This window comes from Salmonella sp. GDC200615 (genome assembly GCF_050574145.1).
GTDB lineage: Bacteria > Pseudomonadota > Gammaproteobacteria > Enterobacterales > Enterobacteriaceae > Salmonella > Salmonella enterica.
Map to the genome: position 1 here is coordinate 660,171 of NZ_CP192247.1, position 19,027 is coordinate 679,197.

General features: G+C 53.2%; 22 protein-coding genes. 17 read left to right on the plus strand and 5 right to left on the minus strand.

The annotated features are described in order from the left end of the window. Positions 1–12: 12 nt before the first annotated feature. The 10 genes from rnr (at position 13) to ACQ29O_RS03115 (ending at position 10,185) form a co-directional block, all read left to right on the plus strand. Complete coding sequence (gene rnr, locus ACQ29O_RS03070) at positions 13–2,451, plus strand: ribonuclease R (RefSeq protein ID WP_000076357.1); 2,439 nt, start codon at positions 13–15, stop codon at positions 2,449–2,451. A gap of 90 nt (positions 2,452–2,541) precedes the next feature. Continuing rightward, complete coding sequence (gene rlmB, locus ACQ29O_RS03075) at positions 2,542–3,273, plus strand: 23S rRNA (guanosine(2251)-2'-O)-methyltransferase RlmB (protein ID WP_001293277.1); 732 nt, start codon at positions 2,542–2,544, stop codon at positions 3,271–3,273. Between the two features lie 131 nt (positions 3,274–3,404). After that, the gene (locus ACQ29O_RS03080; RefSeq protein WP_000312606.1) at positions 3,405–3,809 is read left to right on the plus strand and encodes a YjfI family protein; all 405 of its coding nucleotides are present in this window, start codon (positions 3,405–3,407) and stop codon (positions 3,807–3,809) included. Between the two features lie 14 nt (positions 3,810–3,823). Next, entirely contained in the window at positions 3,824–4,522 is a 699-nt protein-coding gene (locus ACQ29O_RS03085) for a PspA/IM30 family protein (RefSeq protein ID WP_000511974.1), read from the plus strand. After that, positions 4,522–5,592 carry a potassium channel family protein gene (locus ACQ29O_RS03090; RefSeq protein ID WP_000899675.1) on the plus strand — a complete coding sequence of 357 codons (1,071 nt, stop codon included), beginning with the start codon at positions 4,522–4,524 and terminating at the stop codon, positions 5,590–5,592. Before ACQ29O_RS03085 ends, ACQ29O_RS03090 begins: the two co-directional genes overlap by 1 nt. After that, entirely contained in the window at positions 5,565–6,248 is a 684-nt protein-coding gene (locus ACQ29O_RS03095; RefSeq protein WP_000090282.1) for a YjfK family protein, read from the plus strand. Before ACQ29O_RS03090 ends, ACQ29O_RS03095 begins: the two co-directional genes overlap by 28 nt. 17 nt (positions 6,249–6,265) lie before the next feature. Continuing rightward, on the plus strand, positions 6,266–6,664 hold the full coding sequence (locus ACQ29O_RS03100; RefSeq protein WP_020937310.1) for a DUF350 domain-containing protein: 399 nt from the start codon (positions 6,266–6,268) through the stop codon (positions 6,662–6,664). Positions 6,665–6,673: 9 nt separating this feature from the next. Next, entirely contained in the window at positions 6,674–7,312 is a 639-nt protein-coding gene (locus ACQ29O_RS03105; protein WP_001085599.1) for a DUF1190 domain-containing protein, read from the plus strand. A 2-nt stretch (positions 7,313–7,314) separates the two neighbouring features. Continuing rightward, complete coding sequence (locus tag ACQ29O_RS03110; protein ID WP_000943930.1) at positions 7,315–8,478, plus strand: glutathionylspermidine synthase family protein; 1,164 nt, start codon at positions 7,315–7,317, stop codon at positions 8,476–8,478. 84 nt (positions 8,479–8,562) lie between these two features. Continuing rightward, positions 8,563–10,185: an isovaleryl-CoA dehydrogenase gene (locus ACQ29O_RS03115; protein ID WP_020937311.1), complete on the plus strand. Its 1,623-nt coding sequence runs from the start codon at positions 8,563–8,565 to the stop codon at positions 10,183–10,185. A gap of 44 nt (positions 10,186–10,229) precedes the next feature. Here ACQ29O_RS03115 and yjfN read toward each other — a convergent pair whose 3' ends face one another. After that, complete coding sequence (gene yjfN, locus ACQ29O_RS03120) at positions 10,230–10,505, minus strand: DUF1471 family protease activator YjfN (RefSeq protein WP_001518964.1); 276 nt, start codon at positions 10,503–10,505, stop codon at positions 10,230–10,232. Positions 10,506–10,635: 130 nt separating this feature from the next. Next, on the minus strand, positions 10,636–10,965 hold the full coding sequence (gene bsmA / locus ACQ29O_RS03125; protein ID WP_020937312.1) for a biofilm peroxide resistance protein BsmA: 330 nt from the start codon (positions 10,963–10,965) through the stop codon (positions 10,636–10,638). A gap of 183 nt (positions 10,966–11,148) precedes the next feature. Here bsmA and yjfP point away from each other — a divergent pair, with 183 nt between their 5' ends. Beyond that, on the plus strand, positions 11,149–11,898 hold the full coding sequence (gene yjfP, locus ACQ29O_RS03130) for an esterase (RefSeq protein WP_000560303.1): 750 nt from the start codon (positions 11,149–11,151) through the stop codon (positions 11,896–11,898). Here the strand turns inward: yjfP and ulaR are convergent. Both ulaR and ulaG read right to left on the minus strand, forming a co-directional pair. Continuing rightward, a complete protein-coding gene (gene ulaR / locus ACQ29O_RS03135) occupies positions 11,895–12,650 on the minus strand; it encodes an HTH-type transcriptional regulator UlaR (protein WP_020937313.1) in 756 nt (251 codons plus the stop codon). The two genes, yjfP and ulaR, sit on opposite strands and share 4 nt — an antisense overlap. Positions 12,651–12,754: 104 nt before the next feature. Next, entirely contained in the window at positions 12,755–13,819 is a 1,065-nt protein-coding gene (gene ulaG / locus ACQ29O_RS03140; protein ID WP_000049161.1) for an L-ascorbate 6-phosphate lactonase, read from the minus strand. Between the two features lie 362 nt (positions 13,820–14,181). Here ulaG and ulaA point away from each other — a divergent pair, with 362 nt between their 5' ends. Genes ulaA through ACQ29O_RS03170 form a run of 6 tightly spaced genes read left to right on the plus strand, consistent with a single transcriptional unit; the run spans position 14,182 to position 18,588 of the window. Then, complete coding sequence (gene ulaA, locus ACQ29O_RS03145; protein ID WP_020937314.1) at positions 14,182–15,579, plus strand: PTS ascorbate transporter subunit IIC; 1,398 nt, start codon at positions 14,182–14,184, stop codon at positions 15,577–15,579. Positions 15,580–15,594: 15 nt separating this feature from the next. Beyond that, positions 15,595–15,900 (plus strand): PTS ascorbate transporter subunit IIB, encoded by a 306-nt coding sequence (gene ulaB, locus ACQ29O_RS03150; RefSeq protein ID WP_000218362.1) that lies wholly within the window; start codon positions 15,595–15,597, stop codon positions 15,898–15,900. Between the two features lie 9 nt (positions 15,901–15,909). After that, entirely contained in the window at positions 15,910–16,374 is a 465-nt protein-coding gene (ulaC, locus tag ACQ29O_RS03155) for a PTS ascorbate transporter subunit IIA (RefSeq protein ID WP_000776531.1), read from the plus strand. A 13-nt stretch (positions 16,375–16,387) separates the two neighbouring features. Beyond that, positions 16,388–17,038 (plus strand): 3-keto-L-gulonate-6-phosphate decarboxylase UlaD, encoded by a 651-nt coding sequence (gene ulaD / locus ACQ29O_RS03160; protein ID WP_000056761.1) that lies wholly within the window; start codon positions 16,388–16,390, stop codon positions 17,036–17,038. Positions 17,039–17,047: 9 nt separating this feature from the next. Further along, on the plus strand, positions 17,048–17,902 hold the full coding sequence (gene ulaE / locus ACQ29O_RS03165; RefSeq protein WP_000949530.1) for an L-ribulose-5-phosphate 3-epimerase UlaE: 855 nt from the start codon (positions 17,048–17,050) through the stop codon (positions 17,900–17,902). Continuing rightward, the gene (locus ACQ29O_RS03170; RefSeq protein WP_001170769.1) at positions 17,902–18,588 is read left to right on the plus strand and encodes an L-ribulose-5-phosphate 4-epimerase; all 687 of its coding nucleotides are present in this window, start codon (positions 17,902–17,904) and stop codon (positions 18,586–18,588) included. The genes ulaE and ACQ29O_RS03170 overlap by 1 nt, the downstream gene beginning before the upstream one ends. 128 nt (positions 18,589–18,716) lie before the next feature. On the opposite strand, the gene yjfY is transcribed toward ACQ29O_RS03170, so the two are convergent. Further along, entirely contained in the window at positions 18,717–18,992 is a 276-nt protein-coding gene (gene yjfY, locus ACQ29O_RS03175; RefSeq protein WP_001675399.1) for a DUF1471 family protein YjfY, read from the minus strand. Between the last annotated feature and the right edge of the window lie 35 nt (positions 18,993–19,027).

Consider the following 19,027-nt stretch of genomic DNA (forward strand, 5'->3'; position numbering starts at 1 on the left):
GGAGGAACCTCAATGTCACAAGATCCTTTCCAGGAACGCGAAGCAGAAAAATACGCGAATCCTATCCCGAGCCGGGAATTTATCCTCGAACATTTAACGAAACGTGAAAAACCGGCCAGTCGCGAAGAACTGGCCGTAGAACTGAATATTGAAGGCGAAGAGCAGCTTGAAGCCTTGCGTCGCCGCCTGCGCGCGATGGAACGCGACGGACAACTGGTCTTTACCCGCCGCCAGTGCTATGCGCTGCCGGAACGCCTCGACCTGCTGAAAGGCACCGTGATCGGTCATCGTGACGGTTACGGTTTCTTACGTGTCGAAGGCCGCAAAGACGATCTGTATCTTTCCAGCGAGCAGATGAAAACCTGTATTCATGGCGATCAGGTGCTGGCGCAGCCGCTGGGCGCCGATCGTAAAGGTCGCCGCGAAGCGCGTATCGTCCGTGTACTGGTACCGAAAACCAGTCAGATAGTCGGGCGTTATTTCACCGATGCGGGCGTCGGCTTTGTGGTGCCGGACGACAGCCGTCTCAGCTTCGACATTCTTATCCCGCCAGAAGACGTCATGGGCGCGCGGATGGGGTTCGTGGTCGTGGTTGAACTGACCCAACGTCCAACTCGCCGTACTAAAGCGGTAGGGAAAATCGTCGAAGTGCTGGGCGACAATATGGGCACCGGTATGGCGGTTGATATGGCGCTGCGTACCCATGAAATACCTTACATCTGGCCGCAGGCGGTAGAGCAGCAGGTCGCCGGGCTGAAAGAAGAGGTGCCGGAAGAGGCGAAAGTCGGTCGTGTCGATCTGCGCGATTTGCCGCTGGTCACTATTGATGGCGAAGATGCCCGTGACTTTGACGACGCGGTTTACTGTGAGAAAAAACGCGGCGGCGGCTGGCGTTTGTGGGTCGCTATTGCTGACGTGAGCTATTATGTACGGCCGCCAACGCCGCTGGATCGCGAGGCGCGCAATCGCGGCACGTCGGTTTACTTCCCGTCACAGGTTGTCCCAATGTTGCCGGAGGTGCTCTCCAACGGTCTGTGTTCGCTAAACCCGCAGGTTGACAGGCTGTGTATGGTCTGTGAAATGACCATCTCGGCGAAAGGTCGGCTGACCGGCTACAAATTCTATGAAGCGGTGATGAGCTCCCATGCGCGTCTGACCTATACCAAAGTCTGGCATATGCTGCAGGGCGATCAGGATCTGCGTGAACAATATGCGCCGCTGGTGAAGCATATTGAAGAGCTGCACAACCTCTACAAAGTGCTGGATAAAGCGCGTGAAGAGCGCGGGGGGATCTCGTTTGAGAGCGAAGAGGCGAAGTTTATCTTTAACGCCGAACGTCGCATTGAGCGTATCGAACAGACCCAGCGTAATGACGCGCATAAGCTTATCGAAGAGTGCATGATCATGGCGAATATCTCGGCGGCGCGCTTTGTCGAAAAAGCTAAAGAGCCGGCGCTATTCCGTATTCATGATAAGCCCACCACCGAAGCGATCACCTCATTCCGCTCCGTACTGGCGGAGCTGGGGTTGGAGCTGCCGGGCGGAAATAAACCGGAACCGCGCGATTATGCCGAACTGCTTGAATCGATTGCCGACCGGCCGGACGCCGAAATGCTGCAAACTATGCTGCTGCGTTCAATGAAGCAGGCGATTTACGATCCGGAAAACCGCGGGCACTTTGGCCTGGCGTTGCAGTCTTATGCGCACTTTACCTCGCCGATTCGCCGCTATCCGGATCTTTCTTTGCACCGCGCCATTAAGTACCTGCTGGCTAAAGAGCAAGGGAACAAGGGCAACACCACAGAAACGGGCGGTTATCACTACTCGATGGAAGAGATGTTGCAGCTCGGCCAGCACTGTTCGATGGCGGAACGCCGCGCTGATGAAGCGACGCGTGATGTCTCCGACTGGCTGAAATGTGACTTTATGCTGGATCAGGTAGGCAACGTCTTTAAGGGCGTGATTGCCAGCGTCACCGGTTTCGGCTTCTTTGTCCGTCTTGATGAACTGTTTATCGATGGGCTGGTACACGTTTCCTCACTGGATAACGATTACTATCGCTTCGATCAGGTAGGGCAACGTCTGATTGGCGAGTCCGGTGGGCAGACATATCGCCTGGGCGACCGGGTCGAGGTACGCGTCGAAGCGGTGAATATGGACGAACGGAAAATTGACTTTAGCTTGATTTCCAGCGAGCGCGCACCGCGTAACGTCGGCAAAACGGCGCGTGAAAAAGCGAAAAAAGGTGAAAGTAAAAACGCCGGTAAACGTCGTCAGGTAGGTAAAAAAGTTAACTTCGAGCCTGATAGCGCCTTCCGCGGCGAGAAAAAAGCGAAGCCGAAAGCAGCGAAGAAAGACGCGAGAAAAGCAAAAAAGCCATCGGCTAAAACGCAGAAAATAGCCGCAGCGACCAAAGCGAAGCGTGCGGCGAAGAAAAAAGCGGCAGAGTGAGCAATACCCTCTTCAAACAGAAGAGGGTGAATTATCTGTAGGCCGGGCAAGCGTAGCGCCCCCGGCAAAACGTAAACAACGAGTACATTAATGAGCGAAATGATTTACGGCATCCACGCAGTGCAGGCCCTGCTGGAGCGCGCCCCTGAACGTTTTCAGGAAGTCTTTATTTTAAAAGGCCGTGAAGATAAACGTCTGTTGCCGCTGATTCACGCCCTTGAGTCCCAGGGCGTTGTTATCCAGCTGGCAAACCGCCAATATCTCGACGAGAAAAGCGACGGTGCCGTGCATCAGGGTATTATCGCTCGCGTGAAACCAGGCCGGCAGTATCAGGAAAACGATCTGCCGGATCTGATCGCATTACACGAACGCCCCTTTTTGTTGATCCTCGATGGCGTCACCGATCCGCATAATCTTGGCGCCTGTCTGCGCAGCGCCGATGCCGCTGGCGTACATGCGGTAATCGTGCCGAAAGACCGCTCCGCGCAACTTAACGCGACGGCGAAGAAAGTCGCCTGCGGCGCAGCGGAAAGCGTGCCGTTGATCCGCGTCACCAACCTGGCGCGCACGATGCGCATGTTGCAGGAAGAGAATATCTGGATTGTCGGAACGGCGGGCGAGGCTGACCATACGCTGTATCAGAGCAAAATGCCTGGCCGCATGGCGCTGGTCATGGGCGCAGAAGGTGAAGGTATGCGTCGTCTGACCCGTGAGCACTGCGATGAGCTGATCAGCATTCCTATGGCCGGTAGCGTGTCGTCGCTGAATGTCTCTGTGGCGACCGGGATTTGTCTGTTTGAAGCCGTTCGCCAGCGAACCTGACGCTAATAGTATTTTTTAAGAAAATAACCATCCATAATCGGATGGTTTTTTTTATCTTTGGCTGGTAATATAAAAAGCAAAACCTACCCTGTAACTCCCTTTATTTATAAAAAAGAGATAGAGATAATAATATGGCATGGACTCCACGGACGCTGGCGGATGCGTTAAACAACATCGCCGAATTAGATATTGATATAGAAAATAATGAGTCTTCATTAATAATAAAAATGAATGATTATGGCGATTTACCACTGGCGGTTTTATTTACCTCGCAACAAATAGTTATCGAGACTTATATCTGTCCGGTAAATACGATTAGAGATACCGCGGAATTTAATCTTTTCTTACTGAGAAATCAGAAGGTTTTACCGCTGTCTTCGGTCGGTATTACTCAGGTAAAACAGGAGGAATATTATGTCGCTTTTGGCGTGCTGTCGTTAAATTCGTCGCTTGCCGACGTGACGCTGGAAATCACCACGCTTGTAGAAAATGCGTTGGATATCGCTGAAATAACACAAGTCTATTCACAGGAATAATACAGGCGGCTTACATGGGAATTTTAAAAAGTTTGTTCACATTAGGTAAATCATTCGTTGCTCAGGCAGAAGACGCCATTGATGAAGCGCAGGGTGTACGTATGCTGGAGCAGCATATTCGCGACGCAAAAGCCGAGCTGGATAAAGCGGGTAAATCCAGAGTGGATTTATTGGCGCGGGTGAAGTTAAGCCATGACAAGCTGAATGATTTACGTGAGCGTAAAGCCAGCCTTGAAACACGGGCGTTGGCGGCAATGAGTAAGAATGTCGACGCCGCTTTACTCAACGAAGTGGCGGAAGAAATAGCCCGTCTGGAAAATGCCATTCTTGCCGAAGAACAGGTGCTGACTAATCTGGAAGCCTCTCGTGATGCGGTGGAGAAGGCCGTAACGGCGACAGGCCAGCGGATTGCGCAGTTTGAGCAGCAACTTGAAGTGGTTAAGGCGACAGAAGCCATGCAGCGCGCGCAGCAGGCGGTGACGACCTCGACCGTCGGAGCCGCGTCGAATGTGTCTACGGCGGCGGAGTCGCTTAAACGTTTACAAACGCGTCAGGCTGAACGCCAGGCCCGGCTGGATGCCGCCGCGCAGCTGGAAAAAGTCGCCGATGGACGCGACCTGGACGAAAAACTGGCGCAGGCCGGTATTGGCGCAACCAATAAAAGCAATGCTCAGGATGTGTTGGCGCGTTTACAGCGTCAACAAGGCGAATAATGCTCTTTACGTGGATTGTCAAAACCTGCCAGCGTCATTTGTCCAGACTGACCTGGCCCGCTTTGCTGGGCCTGTTTATCGGGCAGTATCTGCTTTGCTATCTGGTGCTGCGCCTGTTGCGCGAAAGCGCGTTGGTGAGCCAGTTAAGCGATTTTATCTATTACTGCTCGGTGGTGGGCTCCACATTAGGTTTTGGCGATCTTAGCCCGCAGACGGCGCCAGGACGTCTGTTCACCGCGCTGTGGCAAATTCCGGTTAGCGTCGGGTTGTTCGGCGCGTTAATGGGAAAAGTGATTGCGCAGGTGCAGGGAATGTTAGCGAAAGGAATAACGGGCATGGGCGATTATCGCCATTTACACCATCATATGCTGGTGATTGGCTGGCGGGGTCATCAAACCGAAAAGATGATCTCATTGCTGCTATATGACAAGCGGCGTGCCTTTGAACGGGTTCTGCTGTGCGAACTGGAAGATATTCAGCATCCGCTGCCGGGTAATAACTGGGTGGATTTTATCCGCATCAGCAACTTTAACGATCCGCAGGAACACCAGCGCATGGGGCTGGAGCAGTGCCAGAGCGTGATTATTTTCGCTCGTACCGATGAGCAGACCTTCACGGCGGCGCTCTCGCTGGCAGACTATGTACCCGCGCAGTGCCATATTGTGGTTTATCTGGAAGACGAGCGTTATGCCGGATTACTGGAAACCCACTGCCCGCGCATGGAGATAGTCCGTAACCTTTCCGCTGAACAACTTTCCCGTTCCATTCAGGACCCAGGATCATCGCAATCTGTCGCTTCCATTATGAATCCGATGCTGGGCGATACCGGATTCGCGCTGCCTGTCCCGGCTTCTGTCGCGCCTATGCGATACGGCGCGCTAATGCGTTATATGAAGCTTCATCATGACGCGACGGTGCTGGGGATCAGTCACTGCAAGAATGGTCGTGGTATGGAATTGAATCCGGTGATTTCAACTGAAGTCAGAGGCGGTATGTGGCTACATCTGGTCGGTAATAATCGCATTCTGGCTGAAGAGGTCGCATGGCAAGAGATAGAGGTTCCCCTATGATGCAATTTTTTCAGCGTTTGCTCGGTAAAACAAGCGCGCCAGCGCCGATTCGCGAACCATTAGGATTACATCTTAACGTCGGTTTCACGCTGGATACGCTGGCATTTCGGCTACTGGAGTCGTCGTTGCTGGTGGCGCTACCGGGTGAAAAATACACTGTCGCGGCAGCGAGTCGTATAGATTTAGGCGGCGGCAGTCAGATTTTTCGCTACTACACCTCTGGCGATGAGTTTCTACAAATTAACACCACTGGCGGCACGGATGTTGACGACATTGATGACATCAAACTCTTTGTATATGAGGAAAGTTTCGGTATTAACGAGGAACGTCACTGGCGTTCAGCCATTGCGCTAGCGGCAATAGGGCCGATGACGCTCAACTGGCAAGAACGGCGCTGGCAGCGCTTTTTTAACCATGAAGAGCCGGGCAATATTGAACCTGTCTACATGCTGGAAAAGGTTGAAAATCAGCAGGCAGAGAAATGGGACGTTCACAATTTTACGATGGGCTTCCAGCGCCAGGTGACGGATGACGCCTGGGAGTATCTTCTATTGAACGGGGAAGAATCATTTAATGAGCGCGGTGAGCCTGAATGGGTGTTTTCACGCGCCCTCGGCGTGGATATCCCGCTCACTTCACTGACGGTTATTGGTTAAGCACATACAGGGAAATTATGCATGTACTGGACGCATTACTGGCTTTCTGCGCCTATTTTTTTATTGGCGCGGCAATGGTCATTGTATTTCTTTTTATTTACTCAAAGATAACGCCGCATAATGAATGGCAGCTGATAAAAAATAACAATACTGCGGCATCGCTGGCCTTTAGTGGTACGTTGCTGGGCTATGTCATCCCCTTATCCAGCGCGGCGATAAACTCGGTCAGTATCCCGGACTATTTTGCCTGGGGCGGCATTGCGCTGGTGATTCAACTACTGATTTATGGTTGCGTAAGGTTATACATGCCTACGCTGAGCGAAAAAATTATTCATCACAACGTGGCGGCGGGGCTATTTATGGGAACCGCAGCGCTGGCTGGCGGTATTTTTAACGCTGCCTGTATGACATGGTAACGGAAGATCATGGCAAAAAAACGAAAATCCAGAAGCACATCCGGCGTAGGCCATTCGGCAATAAGACGAATAGCCGAACCGGTCAATCCCTTTGAGCGGCAACGAAATCGCTACACGCCAAAATGCCTGACGCTGGCGATTATGGGTGGAGCGGCCTTTTTTCTCCTGAAAGGGTGCGGTGATGGCGGCAATACTGACAACGACGGCGATGGGACGTTTTACGCCACGGTGAACGACTGTATTGACGATGGCAATAGCGCCAGCGTTTGCGCTGACGGCTGGAATAATGCGAAAACAGAATTTTACGCTAATGTGCCTAAGCAATTGACGCAGGAGCGCTGTCAGACGCAGTTTGGCGATTGCTACTTTGATATCACCGAGCGGAGCTGGGTTCCGGTATTAAGCGGCTTTTTACTCAGCCGCGCGATTCGTCAGAACCGTGATGAACAATACATCTATAGCAGCGGCGGTTCATCTTACGTCTCCCGTCCCGTCTGGCGCACCACATCCGGCGATTATGCGTGGCGCAGCGGCACAGGGAAAAGCGATACCGTGACCAGCCCTGGTTATATCACACGGAAAGTGTCCACCGTCTCCCGCGGCGGCTATGGCCGTTCTTCCAGCGCCCGCGGGCACTGGGGAGGCTAACCATGCTACGACACAACGTACCGATACGCCGGGATCTGGATAAGATCGCCTGCGATCACGGTTTTGACTTTCATGTTATCGATAACGAAATTTACTGGGATGAAAGCCGGGCCTACCGTTTTACATTACGGCAAATTGAAGAACAGATCGAAAAACCGACCGCAGAGCTTCATCAGATGTGTCTGGAGATTGTCGAGCGGGCCGTCCGGGATGAGCAGATCATGCAGCAGCTGGCGATCCCGCCATTGTACTGGGATGTCATCGCCGAAAGTTGGCGCAGCCGCGATCCTTCGCTTTACGGGCGGATGGATTTCGTCTGGTGCGGCAAAGATCCGGTTAAATTGCTGGAATACAATGCGGATACGCCGACGTCGCTCTATGAGTCCTCCTACTTTCAATGGCTATGGCTGGAGGATGCTCGTCGTAGCGGCGCCATCCCGCGTGATGCCGATCAATACAACGCGATACAGGAGCGGCTGATCGCCCGCTTCAGCGAGCTGTACAGTCGGGAACCGCTCTACTTTTGCTGTTGTGAAGATACCGACGAAGATCGCACGACGGTGCTGTACCTTCAGGATTGCGCGCAGCAGGCGGGCCAGGAAACGCGATTTATCTATATTGAAGAACTGGGACTTGGCGTAGGCGGTGTGCTGACCGATCTGGACGATAACGTGATTCGCCGCGCCTTTAAGCTCTACCCGCTGGAATGGATGATGCGCGATGACAACGGCCCGCTGTTGCGAAAACGTCGTGAGCAATGGATTGAGCCATTGTGGAAAAGTATTCTGAGTAACAAAGGGCTGTTGCCGTTATTGTGGCGCTTTTTCCCTGGCCATCCGAATCTTCTGCCGGCCTGGTTTGAGGGCGAAAAATCGCTCGCAGCGCCAGGCGAAAGCAGCGTACGGAAGCCGATTTATTCACGTGAAGGCGGCAACGTCACGATTTTCGACGAGCGGCAAAATGTTATCGATCATGCCGACGGCGACTACGCTGACGAGCCGATGATTTACCAGGCGTTTCAGCCTTTGCCGCGCTTTGGCGATAGCTATACGCTGATTGGCAGTTGGATCATTGACGATGAAGCCTCCGGGATGGGGATTCGCGAGGACAATACGCTAATTACCAAAGACACTTCCCGTTTCGTCCCACATTATATTGCCGGTTAATCATACTTTTGTGATCTTGCTCCGGCGTCAATGGCGCAGTCATGACCATACTTGACTTCAGCGCCATTGAAGGAGGGAGACACCATGTCCTGGCAAACACATACCGTCTTTAATCAACCTGCTCCGCTCAATAACAGTAACTTATTCCTGTCTGATGGCGCGCTGTGTGAAGCGGTTTCCCGGGAAGGCGCGGGATGGGATAGCGATCTTCTCGCCAGCATTGGCCAACAACTGGGAACGGCGGAATCACTGGAACTGGGGCGTCTGGCGAACGCGCATCCTCCTGAGTTGCTACGTTACGATCCCCAGGGACAGCGTTTGGATGACGTTCGCTTTCATCCCGCCTGGCACCTGTTGATGCAGGGGCTTTGCGCTAATCGGGTACATAACCTGGCCTGGGAGGAAGAGGCAAGGGCGGGAAGTTTTGTCGCCCGGGCGGCGCGTTTTGTATTACATGCTCAGGTAGAAGCGGGAACACTCTGTCCTGTCACGATGACCTTTGCCGCGACACCGTTGCTATTGCAGATGCTTCCCACCACTTTCCATGACTGGCTGGCGCCGCTGCGCAGCGATCGCTACGATTCGCATTTGCTGCCGGGCGGGCAAAAACGGGGCCTGCTCATCGGCATGGGAATGACGGAAAAGCAGGGCGGATCTGACGTACTCAGTAATACGACCCACGCGGAGCGGCTGGCGGATGATTCATATCGGCTGGTGGGACATAAATGGTTTTTCTCTGTGCCGCAAAGTGATGCGCACCTCGTGTTGGCGCAGGCAAAAGAAGGACTATCCTGTTTCTTTGTGCCGCGTTTCCTGCCAGACGGGCAACGGAACTCTGTTCGTCTTGAACGCCTGAAAGATAAACTCGGTAATCGATCTAATGCCAGCGCCGAAGTCGAGTTTCAGGATGCCGTCGGCTGGCGGCTGGGAGAAGAGGGCGAAGGGATTCGGCATATCTTAAAGATGGGCGGTATGACGCGTCTTGATTGCGCGCTCGGGAGTCATGGCTTAATGCGGCGTGCGTTTTCAGTCGCCATTTACCATGCTCATCAGCGTCAGGCTTTTGGTAAGCCGCTGATCGAACAACCGTTGATGCGACAAACCTTAAGTCGTATGGCGCTATGCCTGGAGGGGCAGACGGCGCTTTTGTTTCGGCTGGCGCGCGCCTGGGAGCAACGTCGCGAGGCGAAAGAGGCATTATGGGCGCGATTATTCACGCCAGCGGCGAAATTCGCCATCTGTAAGCAGGGAATCCCTTTTGTGGCTGAGGCGATGGAGGTTCTCGGCGGGATGGGGTATTGCGAAGAGAGCGAACTCCCGCGCCTGTACCGTGAAATGCCGGTGAACAGTATCTGGGAAGGTTCCGGCAATATCATGTGTCTGGATGTACTTCGGGTGCTGACAAAACAACACGGCGTCTATGACGTATTGAGTGAAGCTTTTGCGGAAGTCAAAGGTCAGGATCGCCATTACGACCGCGCGGTACGTCAGCTACAGCAACGTTTACGCAAACCGGACGAAGCAATGGGCAGAGAGATTACGCAGCAGCTTTTCTTGCTGGGGTGCGGAGCGGAAATGCTGCGTCATGCCTCGCCGCCGCTGGCGCAAGCGTGGTGTCAGATGATGCTGGATACACGCGGCGAAATGCCGCTGTCTGCCCAGGTACAAAATGATTTACTGTTAAGGGCGACCGGGGGACTGCGGTAACGTTTGGCCTGTAGTACATGCCATCCGGCGCGAGCCACGCGGCATCAGGCATAGAGTATCGCCTGTACGCGCCAGTTATCCGACTGTTGTTCTTCATACATTTGAATAATTCTGTACCAGGACGCACCCTGTTCATCGGCTTTCAGGGCGATAATCCGCTCCACATCCTGTGGGTTTCCTGCAACATTACTGACCGAGATCAGGCCGATTTCATTCAGACCCGTTACGCAGTCAGCACTGGCGAATTCGGCAGACTGTGCCGTCGTACTCACCAGTCCGGCAGAAAGCAGCAGTGAGGATAAGGCAAGTTCTTGTTTCATCGTCAGCTCCTTATTACATACCCCGCATTTAACAGGACGCTCCATCACGGTAAACCTGTTTGTTTATTGTGCACAGGTAAACGCATAGGGGCGCAAAGCAATGTAAAAATGACTAAAAATCAATCTACTGTTATTGACGATACAAAATGGCTTGTGAATACCACTGGCCGGTTACAACCGTTTCATCAACCATAAAGATAACGTAATAATCGGCTTTCGCAGCGACGGCTTTCGCTCTGATTTCATCTATTGCATCATCCGGGGAGCCCCGAACCAGCGCGCTTACGGTCCCCATCCGCTGTAGTCCTTGCGTTTGATCGCGACGGATTTCCTGCGGGTGATCGGCGACAGGCGGCGCAGGTTGCGGCGTACCCTGCAGCACGCTACACGCGCTTAATAACAGCGCTGCTATCAATGAAGCAAACCGACGCATAACTCTATCTCGTTTCCTGATAATCATAGTGTAATGCCTTATTGATTTCCCTTTAGGGGGAATGTTCCCGAAGTGTTACCTGTCACGCGATTTTCGAATGAAAACGTTGCGAAAGCGTAACCCAGCTCTCAAACATTATGAATTATTGCGCTATCCATAAACTTGCGTTAAGTATTTCTCCGTGGCATACCGGATAAAAAGGAGAGAATAATGATAGCGATTGAAACACGACAATTAGCCGGAGGCGTCGTACTACATGCCTTCCCGGAAGGGAAACGCGCCGTGCCGCTTCCCTGTGTGGTGTTCTATCATGGCTTCACCTCCTCCAGCCTGGTTTATAGTTATTTTGCCGTTGCCCTGGCACAGGCAGGATTCCGGGTAGTCATGCCGGATGCGCCGGAGCATGGCGCTCGCTTCGGCGGCGACTCACAGGGACGGATACACCGATTCTGGCAGATTCTGCACCAAAACATGCAGGAATTTACGACGTTACGTGCGGCGATTCAGGCGGAAAACTGGCTACTTGACGGGCGGTTGGCGGTGGGCGGCGCATCCATGGGCGGTATGACGGCGCTGGGCATTATGACGCGTCACCGAGAGGTAAAATGCGGGGCCAGTTTAATGGGGTCGGGCTATTTTACCGGGCTCGCCCGGACGCTTTTCCCGCCGTTATCCCCGCAGAACCCGGCGCAGCAGGCGGAATTCGACAATATCATCGCGCCGCTACGTGAATGGGAAGTCACACATCAGTTAGAGCGCCTGGCCGACAGGCCGCTTCTGTTGTGGCATGGTCAGGAGGATGACGTGGTGCCTGCTATCGAAACCTTCCGGCTCCAGCAGGCACTCGCCGCGGCGAAGCTGGATAAGCATGTGACCTGTTTATGGGCCGCAGGCGTGCGGCATCGCATTACGCCAGAAGCGTTGTCGGCGACGGTAGCGTTTTTCCGACAGCATCTTTAAACGCGGAGTATGCTTACACCCTGGGCTTCAAGCTGTTGCAAAACCTGCGGATTGGCATTTTTGCCGGTAATCAGCATAGCGATCTGATCGGCGCGGCTGAACAGCATCCCCGCGCGCTCGCCAATTTTACTGCTATCGACCAGCGCGACCAGTTTCCCGACGACGCTGAGCATTTTTTGTTCCGCCATGGCGGTTAGCATATCGGTCTTGTACAGGCCATCCGCGGTTAAGCCCTTTCCTCTGGTAAACATCCAGTGGCCAGCATAGAGACTGTTTTCACTTCCCTGCGGGCTCAGGGTAATCGACTGGCTTTTATTATACTGACCACCCATGATAATCACGCTGTCATGCTCTTGATCGATCAGATAATTCGCCAGCGGCAGATAGTTGGTAATGATCTGTACCGGTTTCCCGCACATTTCACGCCCCAGCAGGAAAGCGGTGGAGCCGCAGTTAATCACTACGCTTTCACCCGGGTTTACCAGCTGCGACGCCGCTTTCGCGATGCGTACTTTTTCATCGTGGTTTTGCGTCTGGTGCAGATTCATCGGCGTCCAGCGGGGCCGCTGTTGGGTAATGGCCTCTGCGCCGTTGCGCACTTTTTTAAGTTTCCCGCTTTCGTCGAGCTTGTTGATGTCGCGGCGCGCTGTCGCCGGGGAGATCCCCAGACGCTCAATCACGTTTTCGACGGTAACAAAGCCCAACTGTGCCAGCATATCCAGCAGTATTTGATGTCTTTGTGCTTCAGTCATGAGCTATTCCGATACAAATTGATTTGAAAAGATGATATTTGAAATAGCCTGGAAATACTAAAGTAAATGGAAAAAATGCCGGGTAATCCCGGCATGATATCGACTCACAGGAAGGATTTGAACGGTAGATCGGGTTCAATGGTAAAGCAATCGTCAAACCCACGCGGATAGTGGTATTCGAAATTGTCTTTATCCAGCGGCCAGGTAAACTTGCCGCCAACCTGCCAGATAAACGGTTTAAAACCATACTTCAGGCGATCTTTCTTCATTTCCCATAGCACGCGGATCTCTTGCGGATCGGCCTGGAAGTTCGACCAGATATCGTGATGGAACGGGATCACCACTTTGGTATTCAGCGATTCCGCCATGCGTAAAATATCCGCGCTGGTCATTTTGTCCGTAATACCGCGCGGGTTTTCACCGTAAGAACCGAGCGCGACATCAATTTGATGTTCGTTGCCGTGTTTCGCGTAGTAGTTGGAATAGTGAGAATCGCCGCTGTGATAGAGATTGCCGCCCGGCGTTTTAAACAGATAGTTAACCGCGCGTACATCCATGCCGTCCGGCAGTACGCCAGCAGCTTTCTGATCGGCAGGCAGGGTGATTAATGCAGTGCGGTCAAAGGCATCAAGCGCATGAATTTCAATATCTTTCACTTTCACGACATCGCCCGGTTTTACCACGATGCAGCGTTCTTTCGGCACGCCCCAGCCAACCCACAAATCCACGCAGGTCTGCGGGCCGATAAACGGAACATCATCGGCGCAATTCTGCATTACGGCAGCCGCGACATTGACGTCAATGTGATCGTTATGGTCGTGGGTCGCCAGTACGGCGTCAATCTGACGGATAGCGAAAGGATCGAGAACAAACGGCGTGGTGCGCAGGTTAGGCTGTAATTTTTTGACGCCAGCCATACGCTGCATCTGATGGCCGGTTTTCATCAACGGATTACCGTGGCTCTGTTTACCGGTACCGCACCAGAAATCGACGCATACGTTAGTGCCGCCTTCAGATTTTAGCCAGATACCGGTACAGCCCAGCCACCACATAGCGAACGTACCCGGCGCGACCTGCTCTTGCTCAATCTCTTCGTTCAGCCAGCTTCCCCACTCCGGAAACGTGCTCAGAATCCATGATTCACGCGTGATGCTTTGTACTTTACTCATCGCATTTACCTTCATGTTTGTTCAAAATAGTTCAAAATGTGATTTGTTTTGATTAATCCTGACACTATTTTCTCAAGAAGGCAATGGGCTATTTTTTGACTTTTGGGTAGAGGAGAACGCAGCCAGAAGAAAATTTAATCTTTTCTGGCGTCATGGGGATGTATTCATCTTTATGATTTTACTTATTTTAATGAAGAAATGAGTTATTTATAAGCAAACCATGTATTAAGTGTGCTAATTATTTGTGCGCTACGTCACATTTAATCAAATTCAATCTTGTTGTGATTACTTTTGAAAATTACAGTGGAGGGACATTATTCTGAGCGCCTGTGACTCAGCAACCTTGTCTACCGGAGATCGTTATGGAGATCCTCTACAACATCTTTACCATTTTTTTTAATCAGGTAATGACCAATGCCCCGCTATTACTGGGTATTGTGACCTGCCTGGGCTATATCCTGCTGCGTAAAAGCGTCAGCGTGATCATCAAAGGGACGATCAAAACCATCATTGGCTTCATGCTGCTACAGGCCGGGTCCGGCATTCTGACCAGCACCTTTAAACCGGTGGTGGCGAAAATGTCTGAGGTCTACGGCATCAACGGCGCGATTTCCGATACCTATGCTTCGATGATGGCAACGATCGAACGGATGGGTGATGCGTATAGTTGGGTAGGCTACGCGGTGTTGCTCGCGCTGGCGCTGAATATTTGTTACGTCTTGTTGCGACGCATTACCGGTATTCGCACCATCATGTTGACCGGGCACATCATGTTCCAGCAGGCGGGGCTGATTGCGGTCTCTTTCTATATCTTCGGCTATTCCATGTGGACCACCATTATCTGCACGGCGATACTGGTTTCCCTGTACTGGGGTATTACCTCCAACATGATGTACAAGCCGACTCAGGAAGTGACCGATGGCTGTGGTTTCTCCATCGGTCACCAGCAGCAGTTTGCTTCCTGGATTGCCTATAAAGTCGCGCCGTTCCTGGGCAAAAAAGAGGAAAGCGTTGAAGACCTCAAACTGCCGGGCTGGCTGAACATTTTCCATGACAACATCGTCTCCACGGTGATTGTAATGACCATCTTCTTTGGTGCCATTCTGCTCTCCTTTGGTATCGATACCGTACAGGCGATGGCGGGTAAAACCCACTGGACAATCTATATCCTGCAAACCGGTTTCTCCTTTGCGGTGGCGATCTTCATCATCACCCAGGGCGTGCGTATGTTTGTCGCCGAGCTCTCTGAGGCCTTTAACGGTATCTCCCAGCGTCTGATTCCGGGCGCAGTACTGGCGATTGACTGCGCCGCTATTTATGGCTTCGCGCCGAACGCGGTGGTCTGGGGCTTTATGTGGGGCACCATCGGTCAGCTGATTGCGGTTGGCATCCTGGTTGCCTGCGGCTCCTCGATCCTGATTATTCCTGGCTTTATCCCGATGTTCTTCTCTAACGCCACTATCGGCGTGTTCGCTAACCACTTCGGCGGCTGGCGTGCGGCGCTGAAGATTTGTCTGGTGATGGGGATGATCGAAATCTTTGGTTGCGTCTGGGCGGTGAAACTCACGGGGATGAGCGCCTGGATGGGTATGGCGGACTGGTCGATTCTGGCACCGCCGATGATGCAGGGCTTCTTCTCCCTCGGTATCGCCTTTATGGCCGTCATCATTGTAATTGCACTGGCTTATATGTTCTTCGCTGGCCGCGCACTGCGCGCAGAAGAAGATGCAGAAAAACAACTGGCAGAACAGTCTGCTTAATAAGGAGTTTTGATTATGACCGTACGTATTCTGGCTGTGTGTGGCAACGGACAGGGCAGTTCCATGATCATGAAAATGAAAGTGGACCAGTTTTTAACCCAATCAAACATTGACCACACGGTAAACAGCTGCGCGGTTGGCGAGTACAAAAGCGAGTTGAGCGGCGCGGATATCATCATCGCTTCTACCCATATTGCGGGCGAAATCACCGTGACCGGCAACAAATATGTGGTTGGCGTGCGTAACATGCTCTCTCCTGCTGACTTCGGCCCGAAACTGCTGGAAGTGATCAAAGAACATTTCCCGCAAGACGTGAAGTAAGGATGCAACATGAAATTACGTGATTCACTGGCGGAGAATAATTCTATCCGCCTGCAGGCTGAAGCGAATACCTGGCAGGAAGCCGTCAAGATCGGCGTCGATTTACTGGTGGCTGCCGACGTGGTGGAGCCGCGCTATTACCAGGCCATTCTCGATGGCGTTGAGCAGTTTGGCCCCTATTTTGTGATTGCCCCCGGCCTGGCGATGCCGCATGGCCGCCCGGAAGAAGGGGTGAAGAAAACCGGTTTTTCGCTGGTGACGCTGAAAAAGCCGCTGGAGTTCAACCACGAAGATAACGACCCGGTCGATATTCTGATCACCATGGCGGCGGTTGATGCCAACACTCACCAGGAAGTGGGCATCATGCAGATCGTCAACCTGTTTGAAGACGAAGCTAATTTTGACCGTTTACGCGCCTGCCGCACCGCGCAGGAAGTCCTGGATCTCATTGACCGCACCAACGCGGCAGCTTAAGAAGGAATTGAAAATGTCATTACCAATGTTGCAGGTCGCGCTGGACAACCAGACTATGGATAGCGCCTATGAAACCACTCGCCTGATTGCCGAAGAAGTCGACATTATCGAAGTGGGCACCATTCTGTGCGTGGGCGAAGGCGTGCGTGCGGTTCGCGATCTGAAAGCGCTTTACCCGCACAAAATCGTGCTGGCGGACGCCAAAATTGCCGATGCCGGTAAAATCCTCTCCCGTATGTGTTTCGAAGCCAACGCGGACTGGGTGACGGTCATTTGCTGCGCCGACATCAACACCGCGAAAGGCGCGCTGGATGTGGCGAAAGAGTTCAACGGCGACGTGCAGATCGAACTGACCGGTTACTGGACCTGGGAACAGGCGCAGCAGTGGCGCGATGCGGGCATTCAGCAAGTGGTTTATCACCGCAGCCGTGACGCGCAGGCCGCAGGCGTGGCGTGGGGCGAGGCGGATATTACCGCGATTAAGCGGCTCTCCGATATGGGCTTTAAAGTGACCGTGACCGGCGGACTGGCGCTGGAAGACCTGCCGCTGTTCAAAGGCATTCCGATCCATGTCTTTATCGCGGGGCGCAGCATTCGCGATGCCGAATCGCCGGTAGAAGCCGCACGGCAGTTCAAACGCTCCATTGCCCAACTGTGGGGCTAAGGAGTGGCTATGCTGTCGAAACAAATTCCGCTCGGCATCTATGAAAAAGCGCTCCCTGCCGGGGAGTGCTGGCTGGAGCGCCTGCGGCTGGCGAAAACGCTGGGTTTTGACTTTGTTGAAATGTCGGTGGACGAGACCGACGCCCGACTGGCGCGGCTCGACTGGAGTCGCGAGCAGCGCCTGGCGCTGGTGAGCGCGGTTGCTGAAACCGGCGTGCGCGTGCCGTCCATGTGTCTGAGCGCGCATCGTCGTTTTCCGCTCGGTAGCGAAGATGACGCGGTACGGGCGCAGGGGCTGGAGATTATGCGTAAAGCGATTCAGTTTGCGCAGGACGTCGGGATTCGCGTCATTCAACTGGCGGGGTACGACGTTTACTATCAGCAGGCCAATGACGAAACGCGTTGCCGCTTCCGCGATGGGTTAAAAGAGAGCGTTGATATGGCTAGCCGCGCCCAGGTGACGCTGGCGATGGAGATCATGGATTATCCATTGATGAATTCCATCAGTAAAGCGCTGGGCTATGCTCACTACCTCAATAACCCGTGGTTCCAGCTCTATCCGGATATCGGCAATCTGTCTGCCTGGGATAACGACGTACAGATGGAGCTACAGGCGGGAATCGGGCATATCGTCGCGGTACACGTCAAAGATACTAAACCCGGCGTGTTCAAAAATGTGCCGTTTGGCGAAGGCGTTGTCGATTTCGAACGCTGCTTCGAAACGCTCAAACAGAGTGGCTATTGCGGGCCCTATCTGATTGAGATGTGGAGTGAAACAGCAGAGAACCCGGCGGCAGAGGTAGCGAAAGCGCGTGACTGGGTGAAAGCGCGCATGGCCAGCGCCGGTCTGGTGGAGGCAGCCTAATGCAAAAGCTCAAGCAGCAGGTATTTGACGCTAACATGGATTTGCCCCGTTATGGACTGGTGACGTTTACCTGGGGCAACGTCAGCGCTATCGATCGCGAACGCGGGCTGGTGGTGATTAAGCCAAGCGGTGTCGCCTATGAAACCATGAAGGTAGATGACATGGTGGTGGTGGATATGGATGGCAAAGTGGTGGAGGGAGGTTATCGTCCTTCTTCCGATACCGCTACCCATCTGGCGCTGTATCAACGCTATCCGTCGCTTGGCGGCGTCGTTCATACCCACTCCACCCACGCCACGGCATGGGCGCAGGCGGGGATGGCTATTCCGGCGCTCGGTACCACGCACGCGGACTATTTCTTTGGCGATATTCCTTGTACCAGGGCGTTAAGCGAAGAAGAAGTGCAGGGCGAGTACGAGCTGAACACCGGTAAGGTGATCATCGAAACGCTGGGCGAGGTGGAACCGCTGCATACGCCAGGCATTGTGGTGTATCAACACGGGCCGTTCGCCTGGGGGAAAGATGCGCACGATGCGGTACATAACGCGGTCGTCATGGAGGAAGTGGCGCGAATGGCGTGGATTGCGCGCGGTATTAACCCTGGCCTCAACCCCATCGACGATTATCTGATGAATAAACACTTCATGCGTAAGCATGGCCCGAATGCGTATTACGGGCAGAAGTGAAGTATGAGCTCCGGAATGTGAATATTATCGGGATGTCACAGGTCTAATTCCAGAGCCATCTTTCCGCGAAAAAAAGCCCCCTGTTCAGGGGGCAAATCAACTATGATTTTTCGTTGGTTTTCCTGATGCTAGCGATAAATATTCGCGCTGGCGTGTATGTTGCCGTTGCTACCCGGTTCCCGGATAAGTATGACGTGATAATACATTGCGTTTCGCGCGTCGGCCTCGTCATTCAGCGCCAGATTGGCTTCGCTTTCCGTGGCGAAGTTATGGTTGATGTAGATCACGCCTAAGCTGCGCACATCATCCATATTTCTGGCCTGGTGATTATTTAACTCGATGGCTGCCGTTGCCGTTACGCCAGGCAAAAGCGCAGCCAGAAATAACATTATCCGGGCTCGCATCATGTACCTCCTCAGCAGCGCGGTCTGGTTGGCGA